The organism is Peribacillus sp. BM1, from assembly GCF_056679975.1.
In genome coordinates this window covers 1,816,954-1,843,245 of record NZ_CM155259.1, presented here as the reverse complement: position 1 = coordinate 1,843,245, position 26,292 = coordinate 1,816,954, and the positions used below count along the sequence as shown (strand labels likewise).

Below are 26,292 nucleotides of genomic sequence, written 5' to 3'. Positions count from 1 at the left end.
TTCAGTTCAACTTGAAGCAACTCTTTTATTCGACAGTGTTTGAAAAGTAGCAAATCGCTTCATTAATATGGGCTTTTCTATACTCTTTATAAAGAAAAAAAGACTACCCGATAAGTCGATAGTTCGACTTTCGGGACAGCCCTTGTTTTCTCTATAAATCAAGTATCTAGCAGTATTGAAACTCGCTATCCATATAAAATCTTTAATCTAAATTAATCCAGACATTCTTGACTTCTGTATACATATCAATCGATGCTGAACCATTTTCCCGACCGATTCCACTTTGTTTGTATCCGCCAAAAGGAGAAGCTGGATCTAAGAGACTATATGTGTTCACCCATACATTACCTGTTTTCATTGCATGGGCTACTTTATGTGCTTTACGGACATCCGTTGTGCAGATCCCTCCACCCAAGCCATAATCTGTTTTGTTTGCTAGCTTAATGACTTCATCAATATCATCAAATGGCATAGCTGAAACGACTGGACCAAAGATCTCTTCTTGAGCAATTCTCATATCATTCGTTACATTAGCCAACACAGTAGGTTTGACATAATGGCCCTTTGCCAAGTCACTCGCTGTCGTATTACCGCCAACTAACAATTCAGCACCTTCTCGCTGTCCAATATCCAAATAATTCAACACACGATTTTTTTGCTTTTCAGAAATGAGAGGTCCTAAAACGGTTGATCGGTCAAATCCGTCACCCACTCTATAATTCTTCGTATACTCACTTAAATCACTCATAAATCGGTCGTAAATTTTCTTCTCAACAAATAAACGGGAACCAGCCACGCAGACTTGGCCTGAATTCATAAAAATGGCATTAGCTGCATTCCGAAGAGCTACATCATAATCCGCATCAGCAAAAATAATGTGCGCTGATTTACCACCTAATTCTAGTGAGACTTTCTTAACATTTACTGCACCAGCTTGCATAATTTGTTTCCCAACTGCCGTTGAACCGGTAAACGCAATTTTATCGACATCGGGATGTGCAGTTAATGCTCATAACCAGTCACAATATTGACGACCCCATCCGGAAAGCCAGCTTCTTGAATCAGTTCACCTAATCGTAATGCCGTCAATGGTGTGTTTTCTGCTGGTTTCAACACGACCGTATTCCCTACTGATAACGGTGCTGCCAACTTCCAAACTGCCATCAACAATGGAGCGTTCCAAGGGATAATTTGACCACAGACCCCAATTGGTTCCCGTCTTGTATAGTTAAAAATATTTCCTGGAACAGAAACTGGTATGGTCTCCCCTGTAATCTTGGTTGCCCATCCTGCATGATACCGGATATTTTCAGCAGCCGAGCTTGCCATTCCTGCGGTGAAATTAACTGGTGCCCCGTTATCAAGCGTTTCCAAGTGAGAAAGTTCTTCAGCATTTTCCTCAATTAGATCAGCAAATTTAAACAGTAGTTTAGCACGTTCAGCTGGTTTCATTTTGGGCCATGGTCCTTCATCAAATGCAATACGTGCTGCAGCTACTGCACGGTTAATATCTTCCTTATCCCCTTCTGGAACCGAAGTAATAACCTCACCATTTGCTGGATTCATTGTTTCAAATCTCTTTCCTGAAGCAGCTTCCACCCATTGTCCATTTATTAACATGTTTTTCGGGGTAGACGTAAATTTAACAGCTTTAGAGTTTAACGAAATTAATGTTGTAGACATAATAATTCCCCATTCCGTTGTTAAAATTTTTTAACTACTTTGTAAAAAAACAAAATAAAACGATCCACATAAAGGTCCATGTTAATATGCTCGTTAGAAACGTTTAAACGCTGACCAATTCGAATGATGCCCGTTGCTACTTTATGAAAAACACGTACGAAATTTCCAGTGTATATTCGTCTTCCATTTTGCCACAGCTTCCTTCTAATGGTATGCTTGTCCAACCGAAATATTACTACTTATACCACACCCAACCTATTTAGCCATTACACCTTCAGTTAATAATCTTCTTAGGCGGCTTGCTCGCACTCCTCCTATACCAAGAGCTACTATTTTTACATCTAACCTTCACATAACAAAATCCCCCTTATTATTTCTTTAGAACGAAAATGAGGTAGTTCTTACACTACATTTAGCTCTAAATTTGTTATCATTATTTAAAGCGCTCGCATTTCATCTTCTTTAAAGTACTACTTGCTGTTAGTATTAGTTTATCAACTATACAAAAAGAAACAATCATTAAAATATGAGAATTTGTCTACCTAGACAACACTTTTTCATATTGTGTTCAATGCGATGAAAAAACTTTTCGGGGGTGCTTGTGATGACTGATAAGCATGGGGTAAATAGAAGAGTACGGAGAACGAAAAGGGTCATTAAAGAAGCCTATTCTTCGTTAATTCAAGAAAAAGGGTACTCTAATGTCACCGTCAAAGACATCGTTGAGCGAGCAGATTATAACCGATCATCCTTCTATAATTATTACACGTGTAAGGAGGCTTTAAAGGAAGAATTAGTAGAGGAGATGATTGAAGGGTTTAAAAAAGCAAACCGTCAACCTTATCAACAATCAAACTATTTGAAAGTTGATACGCTTTCTCCATCTTCAGTTGCTATATTTCAATATATTTATGAACATGCCTCCTACTTTAGACTCTTAATTGCAACTGACCCCATCCCTGGTTTACTTGATCAGATTGTCCATACGATTAATCTATTACAGAAGGAAATCACATTTACAGCCGACCAACATGTAGATCGTAATGGTGATCATTTTATTACTTTTCGCACCTATGGTTTTTTGGGACTTATTCTAGAGTGGATTCAGAGTAATTATGAACGACCCCCAGTTGAATTAGCCAAACAGCTAATAGAAATCTGTAGCATGAGTGCTCCTTCCATTCATATCAATGACTGAATATGTTAAGAATTCGGATGATGCCTTGCATATTTACAATATTTTTTCAATATCCACTTCATTTTCTTCCGGTTTAGTTGTTGACGCAAAACGATGTACAACACGTCCATCTTGATCCATGAATAATTTCGTAAGGTTCCATTTTATGTGCGAGTATCCCTCTTAAAATTCTTGTTTAGTGGAGTGTTTTCTTCTAGATTTTCAAAAATATCACAAGTATTAATTATCAAAAATTAGACAAATACTATAACAAACTCGCGATAGTTGAATAAGTATGATCAGATTTCATTCTAAAAAGAACTGAATAGAGAAAATAAAAGCACTCATTTTAATCAAACTTTGTTTAATACGAGCGCTTTTTGTACGTCTTAAGATAAAGAATAACGCTATGGCTTTTATCAAACTTTTTTTCAAAGCTACACCTGATTCCTGTAATTCCTAAAGTACAAAAAAAGCCAGCCCAGTAGGTTAGTTGTCTGACCTATGGGCTGGCTTCAATTATTATCATTCTAGTAAAGAATTAGACAGGCTGTGATTAGTATTGTTGAAAAGAACTAAGTTCAAGATAAGAATCTTTTATTAATTTGTATTTTTCCCTCCGCCATTCAATCCTTCTTGAATCAGCTCGTAGACTTTACTGTTGATGAGCATCCCAACGTGATCTACACCGCTGATTTGAACGTTTTTCGCTCCCTGAAGTGTTGAAAGCCAAGTGGGTACAACATAATCGTTGGTACTATAAATCGAAGTATAATGGATTTTATGGTTAGGATCTGTACCTACGGGAGCTTTCGATGTTACATATTTGTTTGGAGAACCCAACGTTACCACATCGTTTACCTTGCTTCCGCCACCATCGAGAATATAAGTCAGGGTATTCAGGCCTCCCGCACTGTGTCCAATAATATCAACCTTATTCTTTCCTGTTTTCTTTAACACTTCATCTACATAAGAAGCAAGCTGTTTTTGATTGTTCAAACTAACACCAGATTTATTCATCAATTCAATAGCATACAGTTCATCATCGGACCAGCCTTGTTTTTTCAGGTAATTTTTTATGCCGGAAAAGGCTGTACTGCTTCCACCTGCACCGTGAATGAAGATAACCGGATCATGGCCGTTTGTCTGTGCTTTAGAAACAGAAGGCAAAATAGTAGCCACAGAAAAAATAATAGACATGCATACCATTAGCAAAAGTAGAAATCTCTTATGTTTCATAATTCTCCTCCTATGTGCTTGACTGCTTTCTTGCTACGTTAAGTGTTATACATTTTGGAGGGAGAATCAACCGGTAACTTTTTCTACCCCTGGTTACAGTGCTTAAGCAGTTGGCCAATTCAGCAATAGAAAGATGGCTGTTTTTCTTTTTTATCGTACCTTCCTTACATCCTTCTAATATCCTAATCGATAAATTAAAAATTTCTCATAAGGATTATGCGCATAGTCTGGCAGGATGACTTCTTCTTTTAATTCAAATGACGTTTGGTTCTCTAAAAAATAAAGATAATCATCTGACGGATAATACAAAATCAGCTCGATTTCCCGTTTGAACTCTTCTACAGATAACAAGATATTATTAATAACCTGCATAAAAATTTGGATCGAAAATGGATTAAAAAAATAAAAACGATTATCTAACGGATTAATCTGGTACTCCTCTGCTAAAGAGCAGTGAAAATGGATTTTATCTGTTCTACTTTTTGCCTTCTTCAAATATCTAGTTCGATTTTCAATCGCTTCTTTACAAAATCTTTCGTTCATTTCAATCCCAACAACAGTCGCCTGAAATAAATGATGGATATAGAAATTTAACCGTCCTTTTCCACAGCCAAAATCGACAACACGATCACTACTTTTCAATTCATATGTATTAAATAATGTTTCGAGTGCACGATATGGAGTTGGCTCATAACGATGATAATGCATAGAATTATTGAATCCCTTTTGGTCACCTACTGTTTTTATGTTTAGTAACGCATCGTAATACTGTTCATTCATGGGTTTTCTCCTCGATTTAAAACTTTATTCTTTAATCATATAGCTTTTTCTATGTGAATACCATTCGACTTTTTTACCTGAACACGCATAGATATCGCCAATCTATGTTTTATTCAATCCAAATCAAATTTAGACATCTACGATTGGATTAGTACGTTCTCTTACTTTTCTAAGGGAATTTTAAGGTTATTCTTCTTTTACTTTAAACTCGAGCCGTTATGATACTAATATAAACAAAACGAGGAGGTTATCAAGAATGAACTTGATGCCAATGCTATTAACAGGTGCTTTAATCGTAGGTGGTCTAGGAGCTCATGCAATGATTGATAACCACCCAACAACGAAATTATCAAATGCACCTTCACAAATGATAAATGAATTACAAGCAAAGACGATTGCCTTAGACACATCTCAAGGTGGTCTAGTAACGAACACTCATACCATTGAAGATCATGGGATTAAAAAATACGAAATTTCTATTATGAATCGAAATACAGAATATGATGTGGATATTGATGCATCATCTGGAGACATTTTGAATGTTGACATGACCAAGATGTTAAATAGGTAACTCACACCTTATCATTCCTAGCGCATTGGTTTTAGCAAGGACCATTCTAATCCAAAGAGGTAAAAATTTTAGGAGGTTTTATCATGGTTCAAGCGTTTAAAGTAAAACGTTTGTTTGAAAATCAAGTTCATGAACGTCAGCAGTTTTCACTAAACTTTAAAGGCTATACTTATCAAGGGATTTTCCATGAGGGAGACATTCAGTGGTTTCATCCTCAACCTAATACTAGGCTTGTTGAAGAGGATCTCCAAGTTCTAGAATCCACTGTGTTTGACTTGATGAGAAAACACGCATATCAAGGGTTTATAGTAAAACCATTGTTCGAGGATCAAGTCCATGAGCGTCAGCAGTTTACATTAAACTTTGAAGGGGATCATTATCATGGGATTTTCCACGATGAAGAAATTCAATGGTTCCATCCTCAACCTAACAATAATCTTTCCGAAGACGACCTTCAAGATTTGGAATCTAAAGTGTATGACTTGATGAAGAGCCACGCATATCAAGATTTTACAATAAAACCATTGTGTGAAGATCAAGCTCTTTAATGGTTGCTTAAAGTCAAACATAATAACCCCGTATTGGTTTCGATAGGAAGTTGTTCAAAAAGTCCGATCTTACTTACGTATTACTGCATACGCGAAAAGTTCGAGGTATGAGCTCCTCGAACTTCTCGGCTCTTTTATCCTTCTTTTTGAACACGCACTATAGAGCATTCTGGTGCGGGAAATCTCAATTCCAGTAAATTAAAGCGATTTCAAAAAATAGTTTAAAAATATCGACAATTCGATGTGAAGCCGTATAATATGAAGTATCACTTCTTTAGGAGGATTACAATGGTTTATAAAGCGGAAGATACTCGATACGATGAAATGAAATACAGTAGAAGCGGGCGATCTGGCCTACAACTTCCAGCAATTTCACTTGGTTTATGGCATAATTTTGGTGGAGTAGATACATACGAAAATGGCCGCGCCATGCTAAGAAGAGCTTTTGATTTAGGGATCACCCATTTCGACTTAGCAAACAACTATGGTCCACCTGCTGGATCCGCCGAAGAAATGTTCGGGAAAATGTTAAAAACGGATTTTGCTCCTTATCGAGATGAAATGATCATTTCATCGAAAGCTGGTTATTATATGTGGCCAGGTCCATACGGTGAATGGGGATCAAAGAAGTATCTTGTCGCAAGTTTAGATCAGAGTTTAAAGCGGATGGGACTGGATTATGTCGATATTTTCTACTCACATCGTCCTGATCCAAACACGCCTTTAGAAGAAACGATGGGTGCGTTAGACTCAATCGTTCGCCAAGGGAAAGCTTTATATGTAGGCATTTCCAGTTATACTGCGGAACAAACAGAAGAGGCGATTAAAATTCTAAATCGGTTAGGCACTCCACTTGTCATTCACCAACCTAGCTATTCCATGTTGAACCGCTGGATTGAGGATGGCCTGCAAGATGTATTACAAGAAAATGGTGTTGGATCGATTGCATTCTGTCCTTTAGCACAAGGCCTTTTAACAAATAAATATCTAAATGGCATTCCGACTGATTCCAGAGCTGCTAAATCTACTGGTGCATTAGGAACAGATCAAGTGAGTGAAGAAGTTGTAAATCGTGTAATAAAATTAAATCAAGTGGCAGCTGAACGCGGTCAAAACCTGGCGCAAATGGCACTTGCTTGGGTACTAAGAGATGGAAAGGTTACTTCAGCTTTAATCGGCGCAAGTCGAGTAAGTCAAATTGAAGAAAATGTTGCAGCCTTAAATAATCTTTCATTTACTCAAGAAGAGCTTGATAGAATTGAAGACATCTTAAAAAGTTAATAATTGAAAGAACGGTAGTATGGTAGGCAAATGGTGCACTTTCTTTTGCCACAACAGGTTTATACCCAACTAAAAAGCCGGATTTCCCCTATTTGTGGAAATCCGGCTTTAGAATTATTCAGCTTTCACTAAGATTTTTACTTGATTTCTTTCTTTTAACAAGCCTTCAAAACCTTCATCAATCACTTCATCAAGTTTGTACGCTTTGTTACTGGTTTATCCGCTGGGAAGTATCCTTTGGCCATTAAACTAATAACAACTGGAAATACATCGTGGTATCCGATAATACCTGTTACAGTGCGTTCTTTCAAAACGATATTTTGTGGATGGATGGGAGCTTCTTTTTCAAAAATACTTACAATCATCGTTTCCCCATTAATTTTTGTTGAGTTGATGGCTTGTACTAAGACTGGCGGTACCCCTGTCACTTCATAAGTAACATTTATCTCGCCATATTAATAGTAATTCTTTAAATTGCTTGGTTTCTATCGTGTTTTCATAAGGTTCTTCAATCCTAAAAAGGTTTTCAACAATTGTCACATCTTTTTTTATGAGTATACTTGTTGCATTTAATTGAATTTCAAAATCCTCATATGTCCCTTTTAAAATCTTTTCGATATGTTCTATATATTCATCGACTTGTTCTTCTAACGCAATATTTTCAATAAAGTCTGAGAAAAGACTTATTTCTTCCTGCAAAACTATTCCTAAATCGCCAAATGGATCTTCCTTAAACTCATAAGAATATTTCATAAGCTTTGATCACCTTCTAGATTATTTTTTATATAATGGATATGCCGTTGTATGGATCCATCTTTATTTAAGTACCACGCCTGTTGATTATTTGTTTCTCCTTGACTATAAAAATAAATAGCCCAAATCTTGGTCACTTTACATATGACTAAAATTCGGGCTATTTTTTGAAGTTCAATAAAGATTAATCATTTCATCAAGGAATCACATACCAGCTAGAAAATACCGCCTCTTCTAACTCCTGATTTTTTATCTTTTCATGCCATATTAGCAGTATCATAGTTTCTTAGCAATTACTTAAGCTACCTCTACTCGGTTCCGCGAAATGATTACGCGATGGAGCACCATTGCGCCAAAGCTCTGTATAACCGTCTTTACAATGACCTGACCAAGAATCGCAAAAGGTACAGCTTCCCATGGTAGGAAATTGGCACCCAATGGGCTTAGGCCAATAATGACAAAGATAGCAGAGTCAAGGAAACCACCGACTAAACCGCTATAAAAAACTCGCCAAGCCATCGGCAGCTTCAATCTTGAGTAAATTTCTGTATCCGTTGTTTCCGAGATGACAAACGAAATGGCGGACGCAAGAACGATTAATAATGTGTCTCCCAATATATATGACACAATCGCCGACATTGCTAAAGCGATTCCGATTGCCAAATAGGTTTTCTTTCTGCCAAATGCATTTTGAACCAAATCTCTTAGGATAAAAGTTGCCCCGATAAACAGTGTTCCCATTGGCACAATAAACACACCGATCGATAACGGTGCAAAAGAAGCCGTCACAACGTTGGCTGTTACAATGGCAATTAAATATAGTAAAATTCTGATCATCGATACTCCTCTTCTCTTACACCCCTCGTTTATTCCCCCATACTAATGCATGGAGTTGAGGGAGTACTTTAACTTCTTTTAACTCTTCATCTTGTATCACTTGTTCGATTAACTCTTCGTATCTTTTCAGCAAATGAGTAATTAACGCTGCGTCATTTACAGTCTTCGTATCATCATTTCCCACCTGCATATAAAAAGGAATGCCAGGGTATCTTCTATGAATTTCCTTTGCATAGTCAAAATCAGCATCATTGAATACAACGACCTTTAAACTCACATTTCCTGAAAAATCGTCTGACATGAGCTTATTGAAGATCATATCAAGTGAGTCAAAGTTCGTTTTCATCCCTGAACTAGGTGGCTTCGGCGAGATCGTCAACTCATCGATTGAAAGCATCCAATCTTGCCACTTCGAGCCTTGCGTTTCCAGACAGGTCTTCATGTTTTCTTGCTTTAATAATTGGACAAATCCAGCAAGATTCTTCAACAGAGCGGGGTTTCCACCTGAAATGGTCACATGAGAAAATCCGTCTCCGCCAAGTTCTCTTAACTGCTGCAAAATTTCGTCAGGCTCCATTTGCTTAATGAGATGTTTACCGGATCCATCCCATGTAAATGACGAGTCACACCATGAGCAAGAATAATCACAGCCCGCCGTTCTGACAAACATCGTCTTTTGACCGATGACCATGCCTTCCCCTTGAATGGTTGGACCGAATATTTCCATCACAGGAATTTTACTCAACTTCCATCCACTCCCTTTTTGCCTCGGCATAGCTTGTCGGTGTTTCATAAAGACGGACAAATTCAACTCTTGCTCCATCATATTGTTCTTGTCTATTTTTTAATGCTTCCACCATTTTTTCATAAATCCAAACAACCATATTCTCAGCCGTTGTATTCATTAAAGGTAACGTCTCGTTTAAATATTTATGATCAAGAAAAATTTCAATCTCATTTTTCCAAATTTCTTTAATGTCACCAAAATCAATGAGCAAACCACGATCATCGATAAAACCACTAAGTCCAAAAATAACGCGATACGTATGGCCATGAAGGTTTTTACATTTTCCTTCATAGCAATGTAAATGATGAGCCGCATCAAAGGTAAATTCCTTACTAACAAGTACTCGTTTGGTATGATATTTTAATTGATCGGATTTAATATCTTCATTGATCTTTTGTAATTTATCTACAATACGAAATCCATACATCATTTCTGCCCCTTCTGACTCAAGTAGTCATCAAGACCTTTTTGACGCAATTTACATGCCGGACATTCCCCGCAACCATCTGCCATGATTCCGTTATAACAGGTTAATGTCTTATTGCGAACAAATTCCAAAGCACCTAACTCATCCGCCATGCCCCAGGCCTCCGCCTTATTCATCCACATAAGCGGTGTATGAATCACAAATGGCTGATCCATCGATAGATTCAGCGTGACATTTAACGACTTTATGAAAATATCTCGGCAGTCCGGATAGCCGCTAAAGTCTGTTTCACAAACACCGGTAATAATATGCTTTGCACCAACTTGGCTGGCAAGTACCCCAGCAAAGGATAAGAACAACAAATTTCTCCCCGGAACAAACGTAGAAGGAAGCTCTCCTTCTTCGCCCTCACTTACAGCAATGTCATCACGCGTTAACGCATTCGGCGCCAATTGATTGAGCAGCGACATATCCAGAATATGATGTTTAATGCCAAGTTCATCTGCAATCTGCTTGGCACAATCAATCTCTAACCGATGGCGCTGATTATAATCAAACGTAACTGCCTCGACTTCTTTAAACTGCTTCATCGCCCAGAATAAACAAGTCGTACTATCCTGACCACCACTAAAAACGACTACTGCCTTCTCTTGCTTCATTAAAAAAATCCCCTTTTCGACAGAAAAACAGCACTACTAAGAAAGCAGTGCTGTTTTCCTTAGTTTTTTAGAGAGGGTAGCTAGAAACCTCTACCGTAATTAAACGGATTTATATTTACATCAGTTCATTTTAGACTAAAATCAGTAGATCTTCAAACTAAAAATAAAAAATGCATATTTTGGTACATATTATTATCCCTTTATTTATTGAATTTTGGTTTTGGAAGAGCCCCTACTACTGGGTGGGGAATGTATAACTCTTCTAAATAATTCATCTCATCAGGAGTCAACTGAATATTAAGTGCAGCTACGGCACTTTCAAGATGACTTTCTTTTTGGGCACCGATGATTGGCGCAACAACTTGATCCTTGTTAAGAAGCCATGCTAACGCAATCTTATCACGAGTAACACCATGATTGTTTGCTACTTCAGCCAAACGTTCTACAATTCCTTGATCAGCTTTCATCATACTATCATATTTTGAATGTTGAACCATGTCTGTTTCAGAACGAAGAGTAGTTTCAGACCAATCACGAGTCAAACGACCTGAAGCGAGTGGGCCATATGGTGTAATCGCAATGTTTTCATCACGACAGAACGGAATCATTTCACGCTCTTCTTCACGGTAAATCATATTGTAGTGGTTTTGCATGGATACAAATTTAGTCCAGCCATTACGTTCTGCTACACGTTGCGCTTTTTGAAATTGCCAAGCGTACATAGCACTCGCACCAATGTAACGAGATTTTCCTGATTTAACGACATCATGAAGAGCTTCCATAGTTTCTTCAATTGGTGTGTCATAATCCCAGCGGTGAATAATGTATAAATCTACATAATCTGTTTCCAAGCGCTTTAAACTTTGATCGATTTCGCTCATAATTTCTTTACGAGATAATCCGCCACTATTAGGACGACCTGGACGCATTGTTTGGTGAACTTTTGTTGCAAGAACAATATCGTCACGTTTAGCATAGTCCTTCAATGCCCGTCCGAGAATTTTTTCACTTTCGCCCATTGAATAGATATTCGCAGTATCAAAGAAATTAATCTCTAAATCGAGAGCTTTTTTGATGACTGGACGACTACGTTCTTCATCTAAAACCCATTTGTGGGTCCATTTTTCAGTATCCCCGAACCCCATCGCTCCTAAGCAAATACGAGAAACATCCATACCAGTATTACCGAACTTTACATATTCCATAATATAGCCTCCTCTGTTTTATGTACCGTATACTTTAGAAAACACTCGCAAAAGAAGATTTAGCTTTTGGCTAATCTTCATAAAATGCTAGAAGAGTGGTCATTTCGATAATTTCATCTTTTGTAAGTCATTTTCTTTCCCTTTCGAGATGAGTTAGTAATTGTTAAAATACACCTGAAGTTATGAGCGCAGTTATGTAATCAAACTTCTGGAGTTAATTCTTCTTCCCACCTCATACTTGCCCGAATAAAACATCATAGTTTAATTTTGTACGCATTCCTCAAACCGGTCACGTCCAGCTATTACTTTTTCTTCCATAGTAGATCTCCCCTTTTATTGAGAAATACTAATAGAAGGACGGTTTTTCAAAATCTGTATTGGGTTCACTGACTCCTAAACTTTTGCCAATATATTTCGTATTATCAGCAAGTAAATCCATGATCAAACGCGCTACAGCCTGTCGTGTAACCTGTGCGCCAATAAATGGTTCCCCTTTTATAGTCAGTTCATAATCTTCGTTACCCTCTTGGTTATAAAGCCAAGTTAAACGAAGTAGTGTGTAATCTAGGTCAGAGTCTTCGACTACCTTCGCTGCAGATTTGTATAATGCTACGCTAGATCCGACCATTGCATCATTCCAGCGGCCAAATGCACCAGCGACTTCATCATAAATACCTAAGACTGTTGCACCAATCAGATGTTTTACACCAGCTTCATCCATTGCCGAAACAATAGATTGTGTTGCTTTTGCGTTACGCATATCATTTAAATAAACAACATCAACGCCAGACATTGCTTCGACTAGTTTTGCTTTATCATTGAAGTCACCATCAATAATTTCTACTCGTTTACTTGCGGCTTTTAAACGAGAATTGGCGTGTCTCGCATATAGAGTGATTTCTGCATCTATTTCATTGAGCAAGCGGTTAGTTAACATACGAGAAACTTGACCAGCTGCACCTAAAATCAAAATTTTCACTTATTTCCCACTCCGTTTCGCATATATGTAGAAACATCGAAAATAAATTTTTGTGTGCAACTTTCATTCATCAAATTCACGAAGTCCTTTTTCAGCTGGAACAACATGACTTTCATAGTTATCGATTTTATAATTCAAACGATTAAGTGCACTTTGCATCATATCAATACGTTTTTTTAGTTCGTCGCGTTCGTCACATAAAATTCCCACACGAGCTGGGATCGTAGTATCGTCACCATCTTTGAACAACCCAATGTATTCGATTAGTGCTTCAATGGATAACCCTGCTTCACGCATATGCCGAGAAAACTCAATCCAGCGGATATCTTCATCGTCAAAATCACGTGCACCATTCTTATTTCTTTTTACTGGTGGTATTAAGCCGATACGTTCGTAGTAACGAATCGTATCAGCAGACACACTAGTTTTTCACTTACTACTTTTATGTTCATGTAATAACGACTACTTTGTTATGTTCTATCATTTTATTTTCCTCCAGTATGGTTGGTGAATTAAATACAAATCAAGGTGATCAAGCTGCATGGCATGACCTACTTCAATCAAAATTTAGTCCTTGGGAAGAGTTTTATAGTCAAATATCCAGGTGGATTGAAACAATCAAAGAATTGGCTGTAAAGCATAGCTTAACTGAGATAACTGGAACTGGAGAAATTCCTATCTCCCAATTGGGCTCTGATATTACTCAACTGCATTCTCATTTTAAAAATGGGAAAGGATTAGGCATGCCTTTATTGCGTCCAAAAGCAGTCAAAGAGGCATGGTATATCGTCAAAGATGTACGAATTAATGGAAGAAAGTGTGATTCTTTAGAACCTATTCATTTATTGGAAGAAACTATAAAAACAGATCATACTCTACGAAAAATTGAGCAGATGATCCAGGAACAATTGAAGGTTGAACTGGATGCTGTTCAATCACGCTCTTTAAGAGTAGCAAGAATAAAAGACATCATAGAACCTTTCAAACTTCTTTTAGGTATTAAAGAAATTCTTAATCATATCCAAGCTGATTTTAATGACGTACCTCTTATTTTTGGAAAACCGCTCGACGCAAATCAAGTTACTGATCTTCTATCAGATTTAGAATTCGTCACCCTGAATGAAGAACTCGAAGATCTCAAAGGATGGTTCCAGCAGCTTACAGAGACGATTCAACAATCGGTCAATGCAAATGAAAAACACAATCTAGTCGATCAAATAATTGAAACAGTTATGATACGAGATGTAGAAAGTTATGCAACTACTAAAGATCAACTGATAGAACTTGATGAATACGGAAGAAAAAGTCGAAGATGCGAAGTGCTTTTACAGCGTTTAAAGGCTGTACTTCCTAACCTATACTCTGATCTACTTGAATCATTCGACGTTCATACATGGACAGAGAGATTTAACGATCTAGAAAAGGCTATAAACTCGGCGAAAGGAAATGCATGGCTGATCCAATTTTCTCAGACAAGCGAGAGTTCACTATCCAAACAATTAGACGAGATTGAGGAACAGATAAAACAAACGATTACTATATTAGGAGCCAATAAGGCATGGTATTCTACATTCACCTTTGCCTATAATGGCAGTAAATCAACCGACAAAAGACCAGCTTGGTTTACTAGCTATCTGGAATAAATAAAAAGAGAATTGATTTGTACATAGCGAACAACACACTTCACTGTTCGCTATGTATTTCTAAGTGATTTTTACCAGCAATAAATGGATTTCAATTCAAATGCCTATGGCTCTGAGGGTGACTTATTCTTTAGTTGTCTCATTATTGCTACTAAAGAAGTAGCTAAAGTGGGTAGTTGCGGATAACAGAGATGTAAAAGGTGATTGATTCTCATTAATCATTCAAAAGCATCATTTCTTTTAATATCGATTTATCATACATCATAATAGTGTTCTTCCATGGGTTCGTTCTTCAGTTTGAAATTTCACTTTATTCATAAAAAAGGTCATTGGGATAGACAATGAACCTTAAGATTGTTTATAAATATCTCCCCGATTACCAATAGCTTGTATATACACAACCTTTTCTTCGTGGTCTATATTGAAAAGAATACGGTAACCACCTATTCTTAATCTATATAGATTTTCATATCCTTTTAAACTTTTAATGTCCCCTTCTGGTGGAGTAATCAACAAACCTTTTAAGCAAGTTACAATTCTTTCTTGAGAGGTTTTATCTTGTTTTGCAATGAATTTAACGGCAGATTTATGGTAAATCAATTTGTAGTCCGAATTCACGTTTTGCATCCTCTCCTGAAATATATCCGTCACCACTTTGAAGTTGTTGTTTCTCTTCTTCAGTTAAAGGTTCATCATCTGGATTCAATTCATCAATAGCTTGCCAATGTACCGGCTTTTTCTTTGAACGTTCAATTAAAAATTGCATGAAATCAAAAGCTGCCTTTTTATCCGCATTATTAAGTCCATCAATCATTTTATAAAGATCTTCTTTACGAATAGCCATAATAATCACTTAATCCTTTCTTTTTCTATGATATATTCTTTACGAGTTATTATATAGTATTTTCACCGAAAGATTAATTATTAATAAGATTAGATGCAAGCATCTTTCAGGCTACAAAACGAAAAAACATCCGCAATCTTGCTGGATATTATAACGGGACATTATCCAATATGCTCGATCAATTATATTATGACTCTGTATTTCCTGATTTTGGGGAAGAAGCTGCAAATGAAGAAATAAAATGGCTAGTTTAACCGTTTAACTGGCAATATGAACATTAATTATATCTCTATTGATGTTCAGGCTAATGCGATCTCAAGTGCCCACGTATTGGACGGTTCAGTGAAATCTATTGACCTGGATAGTTATATTATACCATTCCAACTAGAAGGAACCCCTTACTGGATATTAATTTTATCGGTGCTTCTTTTTTCAATGATTTATCTACGTGTAAATATAACTTAATCCTTTTAGAAATTTAAGACAAAACCTTGATCATTTGGTAGAATTTGATTTGTTATTGAATTACGTAATGGAATGGAGAACATGTCAACGCCCCGCCACTTATCACCCTTACAGGTCGCTTGAAGTGGGGGCTTGTGTCTGTCAAGGTTTGACAGTGCCTCTACCCTCATAGAGTGCAATTACGCTTGTTCCTACCCAGTAGTGCGAACGAGCGACGCTCTCCTACCTTAGTATGGTGGAACATAAGGACGGTTGACTTCGCCCCTACCGCAAGAGCTATACTCCTGCGGTAACTACACCAATATGTTCAATTCCTTTACGGTGTAGATTCATAGCACCAATACGGTCATCATTTGATTGGTATTGACAATTTTTACATTTAAAAGTGTGTAGCTTTTTATTACGATTCGCTTTCTCAACATGTCCACATTTAGGGCAAGTTTGAGAAGTGTATTTTGGGTCTACCACAATTACTTTCTGTCCATTCAATTCAGCTTTATACTCAAGCATTTGACGGAACTGATAGAAAGCCCAAGACACCGAAACATAGCGATTTTTTACTCGTACTTTTTCAGCCGAGATGCGAACGCCTGTCAAATTTTCTAAAACAAACATAGTACTTCTAGGGTATTTATCAACGAGTGCCTTTGTAATTTGATGGTTTACATCAGTTACATAACGGTTTTCTCTTGAACCAATTTGTTTTAGTTTCTTACGAGCAGATGGTGTTTGTCGCATTTGCAGTTGTTTGCGAGTAGCTTTAAATTTACCACGCTTATGCTTAACAATGTTGCCATTATAGAAAGTGGTTTTACCTTGACCATCATAAGTAGTAGCAAGAAAGTTAATTCCTAAGTCAACACCGACAATATTGTTTACATCTACTAAGTCTAACACTTGGTACTCTTTTGTCATCGGGATATGCAAGAACCACTTCTTGTACTTATGCACTAATTTAGCAGTGCCAAATTGCCAAGTACCATTGAAGTATTCCTTCATAGCCTTGCGCTCATAATTTAGCTTTAGACGACCATCCAGTGTATTCACACTAAATTGATTTTGGGTTAGTGAGTAATCACGATTCCATACAAGGTCATATTCTGGAAGTTTAAATTCAATCAAAGACCATTCATGTCCATTCGATTTAGCTGACTTGTAACGAGCGATTACGGTTTTCATCACGGATTGAGCCATTTGACTTTTTAGTCCAAATTGATTTCGTAAATCAGAATAATACAAGTTATTAATATTTGTTTGGTTTAGGTTTTTTGTTTCAAATATGTATTTCGATAACCAATTACAAGCTTTGCGATAAGCAATAGTCGTTATCCTTAAACTTTGAACTTGATTATCGGAAACATAGATTTGTATTTTTGCAGTAATTGTAGACATTGTTTTCACCACCTTTCACTAACTAAATTATACCAAATTTTTAGTGAAAATAAATAACCTAAACAAAGAAAGGAGAAGGCAAGGTGGAAGTTTCGATGAAATCAAAATTCAAGATACTAGCACTTATCATTGTTAGCTTATTATTACTCGCGTCTTGTTCTAATGACAAATATCAAAATGCGATGGATAAGGGAATCGAAAGCTTGATAGTAAAGGATTATCATCAAGCAGCTATCCATTTTGAACTAGCATTAAAAGAAAAAAGAGGAGACGAAGATGCCTCCGCCTACTTTGACCAAGCCACTCAGATGAAAAATGCGGTGAGCGCCTATGAACAAAAACAATATGATTCTGCCATTGATTCGCTTAATACAGTCATGAATCATAGAAATGGATTAAAAACCTTGCAGTCAGAAGCGAAAGATCTTCGAGACCTTATCCTTACAGATCAAAATATCACGTCTTCTTTCCAAAAAAATCTTGACCTCGTTAAAAGCCTAATTACAAAAGAGAGCTACAATTTAGCAGAAGAAAAGATTCAGCTTTTACAAAAAGACATCGAAACAAACAAGAGTCTAGCAGACTATCAATCTGAACTGACTAAACTAACTGAACAAGTAACAGTAGCTTTAACGACCAATGAACCTGTACCGCAACAAAATGAAACAGGTAATAACGAAGAAACATCAAACAGCAAAAAGGACAAAAAAAAGAAAGCTGAAAAATTCAAGTATCGTCCATACGCGAACGATCGTTTTGGTTTTTCAATGCAATATCCAGAAGGTTTGACGATGAATACTCCCCCTACTAATGGCGATGGAGCAAGATTCTATAATGCAGAATTTGAAGTCACTGCCTATGGCGGCCATACGAATATTGTGAGCGAAGGAGAAACAATCGAAACCTATTACCAGGAAGAATTAAATAGCATCCCTGGACAAATTGCCTATCAAAAGTTGACAGATGATTGGTATGTAGTTTCCTATGAAGATAATGGGCAAATCTTTTATAATAAATTCTTTTTTGGCCAAGAAGTCTTCAATAAATTTATCATTTCCTACCCGGCAAATAAAAAGGATAAGTATGGCCCGGTTACGACTCATATTGCCAAAACATTTGCTCCATCTGCACAATAGAATCAAGTAAGGCACAAGCTTAAATGCTAGTGCCTTTTTCTGATTTTATTCTTAATTGGTTATCTCACAATCTAAAGCACAATTCTTATAAGCCATTCTTTGGAGGAATAATCAAGTAATAATCATACATCCCCATGTAAATTCAGATGCCTAGCACTACTTGTGATCTTCCTATAATGGATTCAAAGTGAATTTATATCGTGAAATTACCTAGAAATTTTTTTAATGTTGGAACAAGTAGGTTTTAATACTAGCAGTTTGATAATCCTTTCTTAACCAATTTGATCGCACAGCTACGAATTACTAGAAGTAGTAAGCGCTATATAATTACTTTCATAGCTGGATTATTCTGTGCACATGTCGAAGTCTAGTAGTATTTTTACAGATTCTATTTTTTTGAAAAAAGTTTTCTCCTCATGCTACTTTCCCCCTTTCCGAAGTTATAAAGAGAGTGACAAGCAGAATTCTCTGCATAACGGGAGGGATTTTAGATGGCGAAGAAAAGGATTGAATATATTGCAGGGGTTCAAACGTATCAAGAGTTAGCAACATTTACATCGGTAGAAGAATTAAACGAGGCGGTTTTGCTTCATTTAGATTCTTTAGATTTAACGAAAACAGAAACGGAGGTATTACGCCTTCTTGCAAGATATAGTTGTGTGTATCCGGGTGTGAGTTTTTTGTGTAAAACGAAAATCGCCGAGATGATTGGAAAAAGCAGGAGAACAGTCATTCGAGTCTGCCTTAAATTGGAACAACTCGGTGTGATTCGGCAATATGAAATGAAGCGGACAACGGATATGAAACAAACATCCAATGCGATTGTGATTCAATTCATTCAGAAAGAAAAACTTGTGCAAGTCGATCAATCTGCCGCTAAAGAAGAAGTTGTCACACAAGAGGTACCTGAAAATGTCACACCAAAAAGCTGCATTCCTTTTAAGCAAAAAAATAAAGAATTAGATCATACGTATCAAGACAGTCATTCGTCTGCTTATCAACGATTTAAGGAGATGATTCATAATTTTGTCAGTGATTGCCCTTTAGTGGACAAGCTTTATGGCATCTATGTCGCACAAACGCATTATATAAAAACTACTTATACGCAGGAAGAGCTTTTACAAATTGGCATTTCAGCGATTAAGACGTCCTTTCAGGCTACAAAACGAAAAAACATCCGCAATCTTGCTGGATATTATAACGGGACATTATCCAATATGCTCGATCAATTATATTATGACTCTGTATTTCCTGACTTTGAGGAAGAAGCTGCAAATGAAGAAATGGCGTGGCAAGTTTAATTGGCAGGGTAATATTCATATCTATTGATCTACCAAGCTAGCAGAGTACCAATTGTCCTTATATTAGACCGTTCGTTGCTTTTTTTGCTAGAATATCAATAGCAATTGGCCTTATAAAACTTTTTAAGAAAGGGTATCTGTATGAAAAAAAGAGTAACGTTTACTGGAATAGGAATTCTTGTCCTTTTCCTTCTATTACTTGGTACATATAAATTAATGAATTCTAGAACCTATCAGTTATTTGGAGGATTAACAAGCCAGGTGGAAACAAATCAAAAGGTGGTTGCTTTAACGTTTGATGATGGTCCATCAAAAAATGTTAATCAGATTCTACCACTATTAGATACATACAATGCAAAGGCTACCTTTTTTCTAATCGGTAATGAAATAGAGGAATATCCAGAGGAAACTAAAAAAATTGTAGCAGCTGGGCATCAGATTGGCAATCACACTTATTCTCATAATCGAATGGTTTTCAAAACGCTTTCCTATATCGAAGCAGAAATTGAAAAAACAGACCAATTCATTCAAAAAGCTGGCTATAAGGATGAAATTGATTTTCGACCACCAAACGGAAAAAAACTTGTAGGTTTGCCCTATTACTTAACTAAACATAATAGAGACACAATAACTTGGAATCTTGAACCAGATAGCCATTACACCTCTGCTTCTGACAAAGTGAATGATGTAAAGGTTCATATCAAACCTGGTTCGATTATCTTAATGCACCCCATGTATGATGACACGGGCGAGGAACTGAAAGCGATTGAAGGGATATTACAAGCACTAACAACTAAAGGATATAAGTTTGTAACGGTCAATGAACTTCAGGGATTAGCAGTTTCCAAATGATGCTAACCTTTCAGTACAGCTGCACCATTTATCCGCTACTTTTCATAATTTCTATTCAAAGCCGATATTTACTGTTGTTAACATGTCTTGTTTCATCCATTATTTCTAAAGACTCATCATTTACTTATTTCTGGATGACGCCTGTCATCTAATAAAAAGTGGATAGCCTAAAAAAGGACTATCCGACACATCCTACTATTTTATTTCCTCTAAATTCCCCGATAGCTGTTCAGCTACCTTACCTGTATCTCACGATTGATCCATGTAGGTGGAATTTCTCCCTGTAATCCGACAACTAGGTTTGTTGCTGCTAACATCGCCATTTTCAAGCGCGTTTCATAAGTGGCGGAACCGATATGTGGCAAAGTGACAACATTGGTCATCGAAAGCAAGGGATTATCAAAATCGACCGGCTCTTTTTCAAAGACATCTAGCCCAGCTGCTTGAATTTCTCCAGTATTGAGCGCATGGATTAAAGCACCTTCGTCTACAACTCTTCCTCTTGAACAATTGATAAATATCGCCGTCTTCTTCATGTACTCGAACTCTCTTTTTCCAATCAACTTTTCAGTTTGAGGAGTTAGTGGTGTCATGACACATACAAAATCAGACTGCTTGAGCAGATCTTCCAGCGAACAATATGTAGCCCCATACTTTTGTTCGGCTTCATCATTTCTAGATCGATTGTGATATAAAATATCCATATCAAATCCGAAATGAGCCCTTTTAGCAACCGCAGAGCCGATTCCGCCCATTCCGATAATTCCTAATACTTTATGATGGACATCTACCCCAAACCAACTTTCCTCAAGTTTCGTTCCCCACTGCCCTGTCTTAACCCTTTGATCAAGTTCCGGCATCCTTCTAGCCGTTGCTAAAACTAATCCCATAATCGTATCTGCAACTGTCTCGTTCAATACTTCTGGAGTATTTGTAGCCATAATCCCTCGTTCTGATAGCTCTGGCACGTCCAAATTGTCGTAACCGACCGAGGTATTGCACACAATTTGTAATTGTGGAGCCTGATCTAGTAAAACCTTATCCACCTTTAACCCCGAACCTAATATCCCCTGTGCGTCCTTTAACTCATGTAGAAATTCAGGATAGTTTTGGGCATCAAACTTCTCAAAATAAACAACATCACAAGTCTTTTGAATAAAATCCAATACACTTTGATCCACTTTCTTATAGACAATTACTTTCGGCTTCATGACTGTTTCCTCCCTTTCAATATAGTAAGAATTACTAGTCAGCTAGATTCCACTTTGGTTTGCCATCCGTTCTTACCATTATTATTGCACACAGACTTTACGATCTCTATTACATTACAATATCCTTTAAAGTTTTAATCGATTTCAACAATGAAAAACATCTATGAGCGTCTACTCCTAATCTTACGATGAAAAAGGTTCATGATTTCAAACTGTATCACCTGATGAAGGTGGCGGTGCGGAGCTGATTTTGCGGAGCCCCGCCCCTTTTCCGCAGAAAAATAACGTCTCTTCACCATCGTTGGTGACTCCTATATAATTCCAGTAAAAAGTCAGCTGGATTGGAGCAAGTTAAAAAGCGGTAGAATTGTTCTAACGGAGAAATGTCCATCCATTAGCTATTTGTAAATATTTAATTTTATATTCGAGAACTGTTGCGGTATATAAAATTTATTATACATTAATGGATATTCTGAATTGCTATAAAGGCTTTCCAATAGTAAAAAACATTCATTTTGGCCGATTAACTTTTCTTTCTGGTTGACTAGATTAACAGTACGTGTATATTTGATTTCAATTTCTCCATGGCTGGCATTCACATACGCTTGGTTCTCTAGAAAATCTAGTAGTTGTTCCTTATTATTTAAGTCCAAGGATAAACTTTCTATTGTTTGCATCGACATAAAAGTAAAAGCATAGGCTACTAAATCGTCTCCCTTTCTATACAAACGTTCTAAAGCTACAACTGTAGATGAATCTCTTTTTAATACTTGTTTCGTATATTCCGTTTCCTTGTCCAGTCGATAATTTGTATCTATTCGGTCAAATGTACTTATATGGCACTTATGCATAGGATTACTTAATTTTTCTAATTGAACACCCTCTTTTTTATAAAACGAATCGATCACAAAATTTCCTTTCCCGCGTATATTTCTTACTAATCCATCATCTTGCAAAAGTGCTAAAGCTTGTCGTAAAGTTGCGCGACTAATCCCTAGTCTGCTTGCTAAATCTGGTTCTGAAGGAAGCCTACTGCCTACAGGGTATTCTCCTTTCGTAATTTGGAGCAGGAGCTCGTCATATACATTGATATAGAGTGGTCTTTTCAATTTATCTAGCTTATTTGTATTCATTTAGTCAACCCGTATCCTTTTCTAAAATTTTTAGGGGTTTCTGTATATTGACCACTCCCACAGCTAAAGCAGTGGGATTCTTTTTCGCAAACATTTCACTTACAAACTCCCAAAGGAAGTCGCAGAGGCAAAACTTGGGCGAACAACTCTCGATAGAAAAACAATCCATCGAAAGGGCAAGATCGGTGCCTACTACGCCGTCCGTCCGGCGATACTTTTCTCTTTCTTCGGTTGATCTTTTGGATGTTTTGCTTTTTGTCTTTCTTCCCTGGACAAAAAACGCTTATGCCAAACCGGTTGCTTATATAAAACCGAAAGAAGTGGTTTCATTTCCATGTGATAGTTCTTGCGCGCAATATTTTGCGCTCCATTTACATCACGATGGATTTCTGTTTTGTGAACAGAACATATGAAGTTTCTTCCGTTTGCTTGGTGTCGACCCCCACAAAACGGACAATCTTGGGAGGTATAGCTTTCTTCTGTTTCTTCCAAGCTGATCCCTTTTAATTGGGCTTTGTATGTTAACTTTTGTTTGATTTTCCCCTGATTCCATAACGATAATTGTTGTCGTCTTTTTTTATTGTTTTTCCGTTTCTTTTCCCTATTTTTCTTTGTACTTTTTTCAATACCAGATACGTTTCCGATGACAAAGTTCGTTACTTTTTCTGCTTCTAAAAAAGAAATAACTTCTTTTGTTGTCTTATGTTCCAACTCTTCAAGCTGTTTTTTTGTCTTTTGGCGAATTCGTACGCTTGCCTGTCTATATTTTCCCCATTGACGAGAGCCCTTTTTACAGCGAGACATTTTCTTACTTAAATCGGCTACTACCTTTGCACGGAATTGAGAAATACTACGCATCCCTCGACCCGAAATTACTAATGCTTGATCCTCGGTCGCTACCGTTACGGAGTGAATTTCACCTAAATCTCCACCCGCCGCTTTAAACGCATACGATGAAGTGTCTTTTTCTGGTACAGATACCGAATAACAAAACCAGTAGGCTCCGTTTCTCCAAACAATCTCCGCGTATTTACAGTTTTTTAAATCTTCTTTTGAAAGATTAGGAATGATTACAGATTTGTTTTTCTTAGGCACCTTTTCATTCCAGTTTTTCTTTTTCTTTTTAGTTAAGAGTTCTGCCAGGTGAAATCCATATTCCACTTTTTTAATCGTGATGGTTTCTTTAGAAACATCCATTGACGCTTGTTTTAACGGAATACAATAATAGGATTTTTTTCGCCACGGATATTTTGCTTTTTTGTCCGTTACTCGTAGCTGACGAATGGTTTCACGATTGGCAACATATTTATCTGCAATAGCTTGAACAGTTTGAGAATGAAGATGATACGTTTGTTTCCGAATCGCTTGGATTTCCGTTTTACTTAACCACTTTTTAAAGCAAAAATAATAAGAAGTGGCTTCTCTGACAATATCGTTCCAAACGGAAGCTGCTTCTCGCTGCATGATCCTTAACTCCGAATACAATTTTTTATCATAAGGTATTTTAAATGAATGAGTCACAAACACGTTGTTTTCCTCCTTTCTTATTATTCAAATAACTCCACAATTCAATTATACGGAACATTTGTTCTATTTACAAATGATACGTTTACTTAAAGCAAAAAAAAACCGAAACATGAACATGTCTAAAGACATGACTGTTTCGACCTCACTACCATCCCACCTCTGAAGAAGTGGGCTTTCTCGTTCGGAAAAGTCTGTAGTAATTCTTGATAAATCACCTCTATTTGTATTGATTTGGATAGGGATCTAAGTGTTTGGTTTCCATTCATCCTTCATGAATAACTAGATGAACGATTGGAACTAACACATCAGTCATTACAAGCTTCCTTCACGTCGTATTAAGTGAAGCTGAAGGAAGCTTGTCTAAATCATAGATGGAGCAAATTTACGCTAATTCTAATGCGATTTCCATCATTTTAGTAAATGCCGTTTGACGTTCTTCAGTTGAAGTCTGTTCTCCTGTAATTAAATGATCACTTACCGTTAAAATACATAATGCATTTACACCTGCTTGAATGGCATTCCAATATAATGATACAGATTCCATTTCAACACTCAAAATACCCATATCCTGCCATTTCTTGATATATGTTGGATCCGCATGATAAAATACGTCGCTTGATAAGATGTTTCCAATATGAACTTTTTGCCCTTTTTCATCTGCTACTTTTTTTGCTTTTTCCAAAAGTTCGAAAGAAGCCGTTAATGGGAATTGTCCAGGTAAATTAAATTGATCGCCAAAATTTGAATCCGTTGCAGAACCCATCCCTAAAATAACATCATATAAATCAATGTTTTCTTGCATGGCACCACAAGTACCAATTCTAATTAAATTTTTAACACCAAAGACATTAATTAATTCCCAAGAATAAATCCCCATGCTCGGTGCACCCATTCCAGTACCCATAACAGAGATTTTCTTACCTTTGTATGTGCCTGTGTATCCTAACATTCCTCTCACTTCGTTGAAGCATTCGTAATTATCTAAAAAGGTTTCTGCTATAAACTTTGCTCTTAAAGGATCTCCGGGTAACAGTACCGTTTCAGCTATTTCTACCCCATTAGGTTTGATATGAGGCGTTTCTTTAGTAGTAACCATCGTTTTCTTTTCTCCTTTAGTTGAAAATTAATTTTTTAGACATGTCTATTTTTTATACAAGTTAAAATTATCATAATCTTTTATCTCATGCAAGCACTTTCATTTTTTTTAATATGCTCAATTAGAAAATAATTAACAGGAGGTGTTCCATAGTCAAAGTAGGGTCAGACTAAAGCAACAACCAAATTCAGTATGAAACACAACATACTGTTTTAGAGTGCGAGATCTGACCCTTCTTTTAACTTGATGTCTATAGTTCCTGTCATCTAATGATTTCTTTAAAAGTTTCATTTAATTCCGCGTTTTTTTGCTTCGATAACCATTCCGCTTGGTCAATGGGTAAATTCAGTTTTAATGTTACTTTCTCATTGGGCATTTCAACTTGTCTGATCTCTTCTAACGTGATGCCTTCTTCTATGTTTGGAAAGATTGAATCGTTTTCCGTCACCTTTTCGAAATCATGATATTCTTCTAGATCATTCACTTCACAATTTAAATGTAGCTGAGGTAATGTTTTCGACCATACTTTCAATTGCATAATCGAACCGATAATTCTGTCATCTTGTAGTTCATTTTCGATTATTAAATTCCCCCCCTTTCTATATTTTTTTACTAGATTAAAAGGGGCAAATACTACTTTCTTCACCGAAGCTATTCCCCCCATTTCTAATGGCGTTTGCACTGGATGCGAGTAAATCAATAAAGTAATTCACGTAAATAATGTAGTATTGTTTTCTAGACACAACAAAAAAACAGACGAAGATTT

General features: G+C 36.8%; 25 protein-coding genes, 3 pseudogenes and 1 riboswitch. Of the genes and pseudogenes, 8 read left to right on the top strand and 20 right to left on the bottom strand.

All coding sequences use genetic code 11. The features are described 5' to 3' along the window. Nucleotides 1-202 precede the first annotated feature (202 nt). Nucleotides 203-1,683: pseudogene (locus tag AC1MGI_RS08850) on the bottom strand (aldehyde dehydrogenase family protein). Between the two features lie 604 nt (nucleotides 1,684-2,287). Between AC1MGI_RS08850 and AC1MGI_RS08845 the strand changes: the two are divergent. After that, complete coding sequence (locus AC1MGI_RS08845) at nucleotides 2,288-2,881, top strand: TetR/AcrR family transcriptional regulator (protein ID WP_480349385.1); 594 nt, start codon at nucleotides 2,288-2,290, stop codon at nucleotides 2,879-2,881. A gap of 579 nt (nucleotides 2,882-3,460) precedes the next feature. Here AC1MGI_RS08845 and AC1MGI_RS08840 read toward each other — a convergent pair. Then, nucleotides 3,461-4,099, bottom strand: a complete 639-nt coding sequence (locus tag AC1MGI_RS08840) for an esterase/lipase family protein (protein WP_480349384.1) — start codon at nucleotides 4,097-4,099, stop codon at nucleotides 3,461-3,463. 174 nt (nucleotides 4,100-4,273) lie between these two features. After that, a complete protein-coding gene (locus AC1MGI_RS08835; RefSeq protein WP_480349383.1) occupies nucleotides 4,274-4,879 on the bottom strand; it encodes a methyltransferase domain-containing protein in 606 nt (201 codons plus the stop codon). 256 nt (nucleotides 4,880-5,135) lie between these two features. On the opposite strand from AC1MGI_RS08835, the gene AC1MGI_RS08830 reads away from it, so the two are divergent. The 3 genes from AC1MGI_RS08830 to mgrA all read left to right on the top strand — a co-directional run bounded on the left by AC1MGI_RS08830 (nucleotide 5,136) and on the right by mgrA (nucleotide 7,279). After that, the gene (locus tag AC1MGI_RS08830) at nucleotides 5,136-5,450 is read left to right on the top strand and encodes a PepSY domain-containing protein (RefSeq protein ID WP_480349382.1); all 315 of its coding nucleotides are present in this window, start codon (nucleotides 5,136-5,138) and stop codon (nucleotides 5,448-5,450) included. Nucleotides 5,451-5,533: 83 nt separating this feature from the next. Beyond that, nucleotides 5,534-5,998 (top strand): DUF5342 family protein, encoded by a 465-nt coding sequence (locus AC1MGI_RS08825; RefSeq protein WP_480349381.1) that lies wholly within the window; start codon nucleotides 5,534-5,536, stop codon nucleotides 5,996-5,998. 288 nt (nucleotides 5,999-6,286) lie between these two features. Then, entirely contained in the window at nucleotides 6,287-7,279 is a 993-nt protein-coding gene (gene mgrA, locus AC1MGI_RS08820; protein WP_480349380.1) for an L-glyceraldehyde 3-phosphate reductase, read from the top strand. Between the two features lie 114 nt (nucleotides 7,280-7,393). On the opposite strand, the pseudogene AC1MGI_RS08815 reads toward mgrA, so the two are convergent. The 9 genes and pseudogenes from AC1MGI_RS08815 to AC1MGI_RS08775 all read right to left on the bottom strand — a co-directional run. Further along, nucleotides 7,394-7,731 (bottom strand): annotated as a pseudogene (locus AC1MGI_RS08815) (zinc-binding dehydrogenase); the annotation flags it as partial. Then, nucleotides 7,709-8,032, bottom strand: a complete 324-nt coding sequence (locus AC1MGI_RS08810; protein WP_480349379.1) for a tRNA-Val4 — start codon at nucleotides 8,030-8,032, stop codon at nucleotides 7,709-7,711. The pseudogene AC1MGI_RS08815 and the gene AC1MGI_RS08810, both read right to left, overlap by 23 nt. A gap of 297 nt (nucleotides 8,033-8,329) precedes the next feature. Continuing rightward, nucleotides 8,330-8,866: a VUT family protein gene (locus AC1MGI_RS08805; protein ID WP_480349744.1), complete on the bottom strand. Its 537-nt coding sequence runs from the start codon at nucleotides 8,864-8,866 to the stop codon at nucleotides 8,330-8,332. A 19-nt stretch (nucleotides 8,867-8,885) separates the two neighbouring features. Next, nucleotides 8,886-9,614 carry a 7-carboxy-7-deazaguanine synthase QueE gene (queE, locus tag AC1MGI_RS08800; RefSeq protein ID WP_480349378.1) on the bottom strand — a complete coding sequence of 243 codons (729 nt, stop codon included), beginning with the start codon at nucleotides 9,612-9,614 and terminating at the stop codon, nucleotides 8,886-8,888. Then, on the bottom strand, nucleotides 9,607-10,083 hold the full coding sequence (gene queD, locus AC1MGI_RS08795; RefSeq protein WP_480349743.1) for a 6-carboxytetrahydropterin synthase QueD: 477 nt from the start codon (nucleotides 10,081-10,083) through the stop codon (nucleotides 9,607-9,609). The genes queE and queD overlap by 8 nt, the downstream gene beginning before the upstream one ends. Beyond that, nucleotides 10,083-10,742, bottom strand: coding sequence for a 7-cyano-7-deazaguanine synthase QueC (queC, locus tag AC1MGI_RS08790; RefSeq protein WP_062183892.1), 660 nt, complete (start codon nucleotides 10,740-10,742; stop codon nucleotides 10,083-10,085). The genes queD and queC overlap by 1 nt, the downstream gene beginning before the upstream one ends. Before the next feature lie 53 nt (nucleotides 10,743-10,795). Continuing rightward, a riboswitch (PreQ1 riboswitch) is annotated at nucleotides 10,796-10,839 on the bottom strand. 103 nt (nucleotides 10,840-10,942) lie between these two features. Further along, on the bottom strand, nucleotides 10,943-11,947 hold the full coding sequence (locus AC1MGI_RS08785) for an aldo/keto reductase (RefSeq protein ID WP_480349377.1): 1,005 nt from the start codon (nucleotides 11,945-11,947) through the stop codon (nucleotides 10,943-10,945). A 346-nt stretch (nucleotides 11,948-12,293) separates the two neighbouring features. After that, nucleotides 12,294-12,884, bottom strand: a complete 591-nt coding sequence (locus AC1MGI_RS08780; RefSeq protein WP_480349376.1) for an NAD(P)H-binding protein — start codon at nucleotides 12,882-12,884, stop codon at nucleotides 12,294-12,296. Between the two features lie 105 nt (nucleotides 12,885-12,989). After that, nucleotides 12,990-13,378 (bottom strand): annotated as a pseudogene (locus tag AC1MGI_RS08775) (MerR family transcriptional regulator). Between the two features lie 48 nt (nucleotides 13,379-13,426). Here AC1MGI_RS08775 and AC1MGI_RS08770 point away from each other — a divergent pair. After that, the gene (locus tag AC1MGI_RS08770) at nucleotides 13,427-14,569 is read left to right on the top strand and encodes a hypothetical protein (RefSeq protein ID WP_480349374.1); all 1,143 of its coding nucleotides are present in this window, start codon (nucleotides 13,427-13,429) and stop codon (nucleotides 14,567-14,569) included. A 348-nt stretch (nucleotides 14,570-14,917) separates the two neighbouring features. Here AC1MGI_RS08770 and AC1MGI_RS08765 read toward each other — a convergent pair whose 3' ends face one another. From AC1MGI_RS08765 to AC1MGI_RS08755, 3 genes are all read right to left on the bottom strand, one after another. Next, nucleotides 14,918-15,187, bottom strand: a complete 270-nt coding sequence (locus AC1MGI_RS08765; RefSeq protein ID WP_480349372.1) for a type II toxin-antitoxin system RelE family toxin — start codon at nucleotides 15,185-15,187, stop codon at nucleotides 14,918-14,920. After that, nucleotides 15,156-15,413, bottom strand: coding sequence for a hypothetical protein (locus AC1MGI_RS08760; protein ID WP_480349370.1), 258 nt, complete (start codon nucleotides 15,411-15,413; stop codon nucleotides 15,156-15,158). The genes AC1MGI_RS08765 and AC1MGI_RS08760 overlap by 32 nt, the downstream gene beginning before the upstream one ends. 741 nt (nucleotides 15,414-16,154) lie before the next feature. Beyond that, nucleotides 16,155-17,270: an RNA-guided endonuclease InsQ/TnpB family protein gene (locus AC1MGI_RS08755; protein ID WP_480349369.1), complete on the bottom strand. Its 1,116-nt coding sequence runs from the start codon at nucleotides 17,268-17,270 to the stop codon at nucleotides 16,155-16,157. Between the two features lie 95 nt (nucleotides 17,271-17,365). Between AC1MGI_RS08755 and AC1MGI_RS08750 the strand changes: the two genes are divergently transcribed. The 3 genes from AC1MGI_RS08750 to AC1MGI_RS08740 all read left to right on the top strand — a co-directional run bounded on the left by AC1MGI_RS08750 (nucleotide 17,366) and on the right by AC1MGI_RS08740 (nucleotide 20,559). Next, a complete protein-coding gene (locus AC1MGI_RS08750) occupies nucleotides 17,366-18,406 on the top strand; it encodes a hypothetical protein (RefSeq protein ID WP_480349368.1) in 1,041 nt (346 codons plus the stop codon). Nucleotides 18,407-18,897: 491 nt separating this feature from the next. Further along, a complete protein-coding gene (locus tag AC1MGI_RS08745; protein ID WP_480349367.1) occupies nucleotides 18,898-19,707 on the top strand; it encodes a helix-turn-helix domain-containing protein in 810 nt (269 codons plus the stop codon). 141 nt (nucleotides 19,708-19,848) lie between these two features. Further along, nucleotides 19,849-20,559, top strand: coding sequence for a polysaccharide deacetylase family protein (locus tag AC1MGI_RS08740; RefSeq protein WP_480349365.1), 711 nt, complete (start codon nucleotides 19,849-19,851; stop codon nucleotides 20,557-20,559). A gap of 233 nt (nucleotides 20,560-20,792) precedes the next feature. On the opposite strand, the gene AC1MGI_RS08735 is transcribed toward AC1MGI_RS08740, so the two are convergent. The 5 genes from AC1MGI_RS08735 to AC1MGI_RS08715 all read right to left on the bottom strand — a co-directional run bounded on the left by AC1MGI_RS08735 (nucleotide 20,793) and on the right by AC1MGI_RS08715 (nucleotide 26,172). After that, the gene (locus AC1MGI_RS08735) at nucleotides 20,793-21,770 is read right to left on the bottom strand and encodes a 2-hydroxyacid dehydrogenase (RefSeq protein WP_062183914.1); all 978 of its coding nucleotides are present in this window, start codon (nucleotides 21,768-21,770) and stop codon (nucleotides 20,793-20,795) included. A gap of 398 nt (nucleotides 21,771-22,168) precedes the next feature. Then, the gene (locus AC1MGI_RS08730) at nucleotides 22,169-22,903 is read right to left on the bottom strand and encodes a GntR family transcriptional regulator (RefSeq protein WP_480349364.1); all 735 of its coding nucleotides are present in this window, start codon (nucleotides 22,901-22,903) and stop codon (nucleotides 22,169-22,171) included. A 192-nt stretch (nucleotides 22,904-23,095) separates the two neighbouring features. Further along, nucleotides 23,096-24,430, bottom strand: a complete 1,335-nt coding sequence (locus AC1MGI_RS08725; RefSeq protein WP_480349363.1) for an RNA-guided endonuclease InsQ/TnpB family protein — start codon at nucleotides 24,428-24,430, stop codon at nucleotides 23,096-23,098. Nucleotides 24,431-24,812: 382 nt separating this feature from the next. After that, nucleotides 24,813-25,526: a purine-nucleoside phosphorylase gene (gene deoD, locus AC1MGI_RS08720; RefSeq protein WP_480349361.1), complete on the bottom strand. Its 714-nt coding sequence runs from the start codon at nucleotides 25,524-25,526 to the stop codon at nucleotides 24,813-24,815. A gap of 262 nt (nucleotides 25,527-25,788) precedes the next feature. Continuing rightward, a complete protein-coding gene (locus AC1MGI_RS08715; RefSeq protein ID WP_480349360.1) occupies nucleotides 25,789-26,172 on the bottom strand; it encodes a hypothetical protein in 384 nt (127 codons plus the stop codon). Between the last annotated feature and the right edge of the window lie 120 nt (nucleotides 26,173-26,292).

Excerpts from the sequence above, each read along its gene's own strand:
- AC1MGI_RS08845 (WP_480349385.1), top strand. The coding sequence starts at position 2,288 with ATGACTGATAAGCATGGGGTAAATAGAAGAGTACGGAGAACGAAAAGG.
- AC1MGI_RS08840 (WP_480349384.1), bottom strand. The coding sequence starts at position 4,099 with ATGAAACATAAGAGATTTCTACTTTTGCTAATGGTATGCATGTCTATT.
- AC1MGI_RS08835 (WP_480349383.1), bottom strand. The coding sequence starts at position 4,879 with ATGAATGAACAGTATTACGATGCGTTACTAAACATAAAAACAGTAGGT.
- AC1MGI_RS08830 (WP_480349382.1), top strand. The coding sequence starts at position 5,136 with ATGAACTTGATGCCAATGCTATTAACAGGTGCTTTAATCGTAGGTGGT.
- AC1MGI_RS08825 (WP_480349381.1), top strand. The coding sequence starts at position 5,534 with ATGGTTCAAGCGTTTAAAGTAAAACGTTTGTTTGAAAATCAAGTTCAT.
- mgrA (WP_480349380.1), top strand. The coding sequence starts at position 6,287 with ATGGTTTATAAAGCGGAAGATACTCGATACGATGAAATGAAATACAGT.
- AC1MGI_RS08810 (WP_480349379.1), bottom strand. The coding sequence starts at position 8,032 with ATGAAATATTCTTATGAGTTTAAGGAAGATCCATTTGGCGATTTAGGA.
- queD (WP_480349743.1), bottom strand. The coding sequence starts at position 10,083 with ATGTATGGATTTCGTATTGTAGATAAATTACAAAAGATCAATGAAGAT.
- queC (WP_062183892.1), bottom strand. The coding sequence starts at position 10,742 with ATGAAGCAAGAGAAGGCAGTAGTCGTTTTTAGTGGTGGTCAGGATAGT.
- AC1MGI_RS08785 (WP_480349377.1), bottom strand. The coding sequence starts at position 11,947 with ATGGAATATGTAAAGTTCGGTAATACTGGTATGGATGTTTCTCGTATT.
- AC1MGI_RS08780 (WP_480349376.1), bottom strand. The coding sequence starts at position 12,884 with ATGTTAACTAACCGCTTGCTCAATGAAATAGATGCAGAAATCACTCTA.
- AC1MGI_RS08770 (WP_480349374.1), top strand. The coding sequence starts at position 13,427 with ATGGTTGGTGAATTAAATACAAATCAAGGTGATCAAGCTGCATGGCAT.
- AC1MGI_RS08760 (WP_480349370.1), bottom strand. The coding sequence starts at position 15,413 with ATGGCTATTCGTAAAGAAGATCTTTATAAAATGATTGATGGACTTAAT.
- AC1MGI_RS08755 (WP_480349369.1), bottom strand. The coding sequence starts at position 17,270 with ATGTCTACAATTACTGCAAAAATACAAATCTATGTTTCCGATAATCAA.
- AC1MGI_RS08750 (WP_480349368.1), top strand. The coding sequence starts at position 17,366 with ATGAAATCAAAATTCAAGATACTAGCACTTATCATTGTTAGCTTATTA.
- AC1MGI_RS08745 (WP_480349367.1), top strand. The coding sequence starts at position 18,898 with ATGGCGAAGAAAAGGATTGAATATATTGCAGGGGTTCAAACGTATCAA.
- AC1MGI_RS08740 (WP_480349365.1), top strand. The coding sequence starts at position 19,849 with ATGAAAAAAAGAGTAACGTTTACTGGAATAGGAATTCTTGTCCTTTTC.
- AC1MGI_RS08735 (WP_062183914.1), bottom strand. The coding sequence starts at position 21,770 with ATGAAGCCGAAAGTAATTGTCTATAAGAAAGTGGATCAAAGTGTATTG.
- AC1MGI_RS08730 (WP_480349364.1), bottom strand. The coding sequence starts at position 22,903 with ATGAATACAAATAAGCTAGATAAATTGAAAAGACCACTCTATATCAAT.
- deoD (WP_480349361.1), bottom strand. The coding sequence starts at position 25,526 with ATGGTTACTACTAAAGAAACGCCTCATATCAAACCTAATGGGGTAGAA.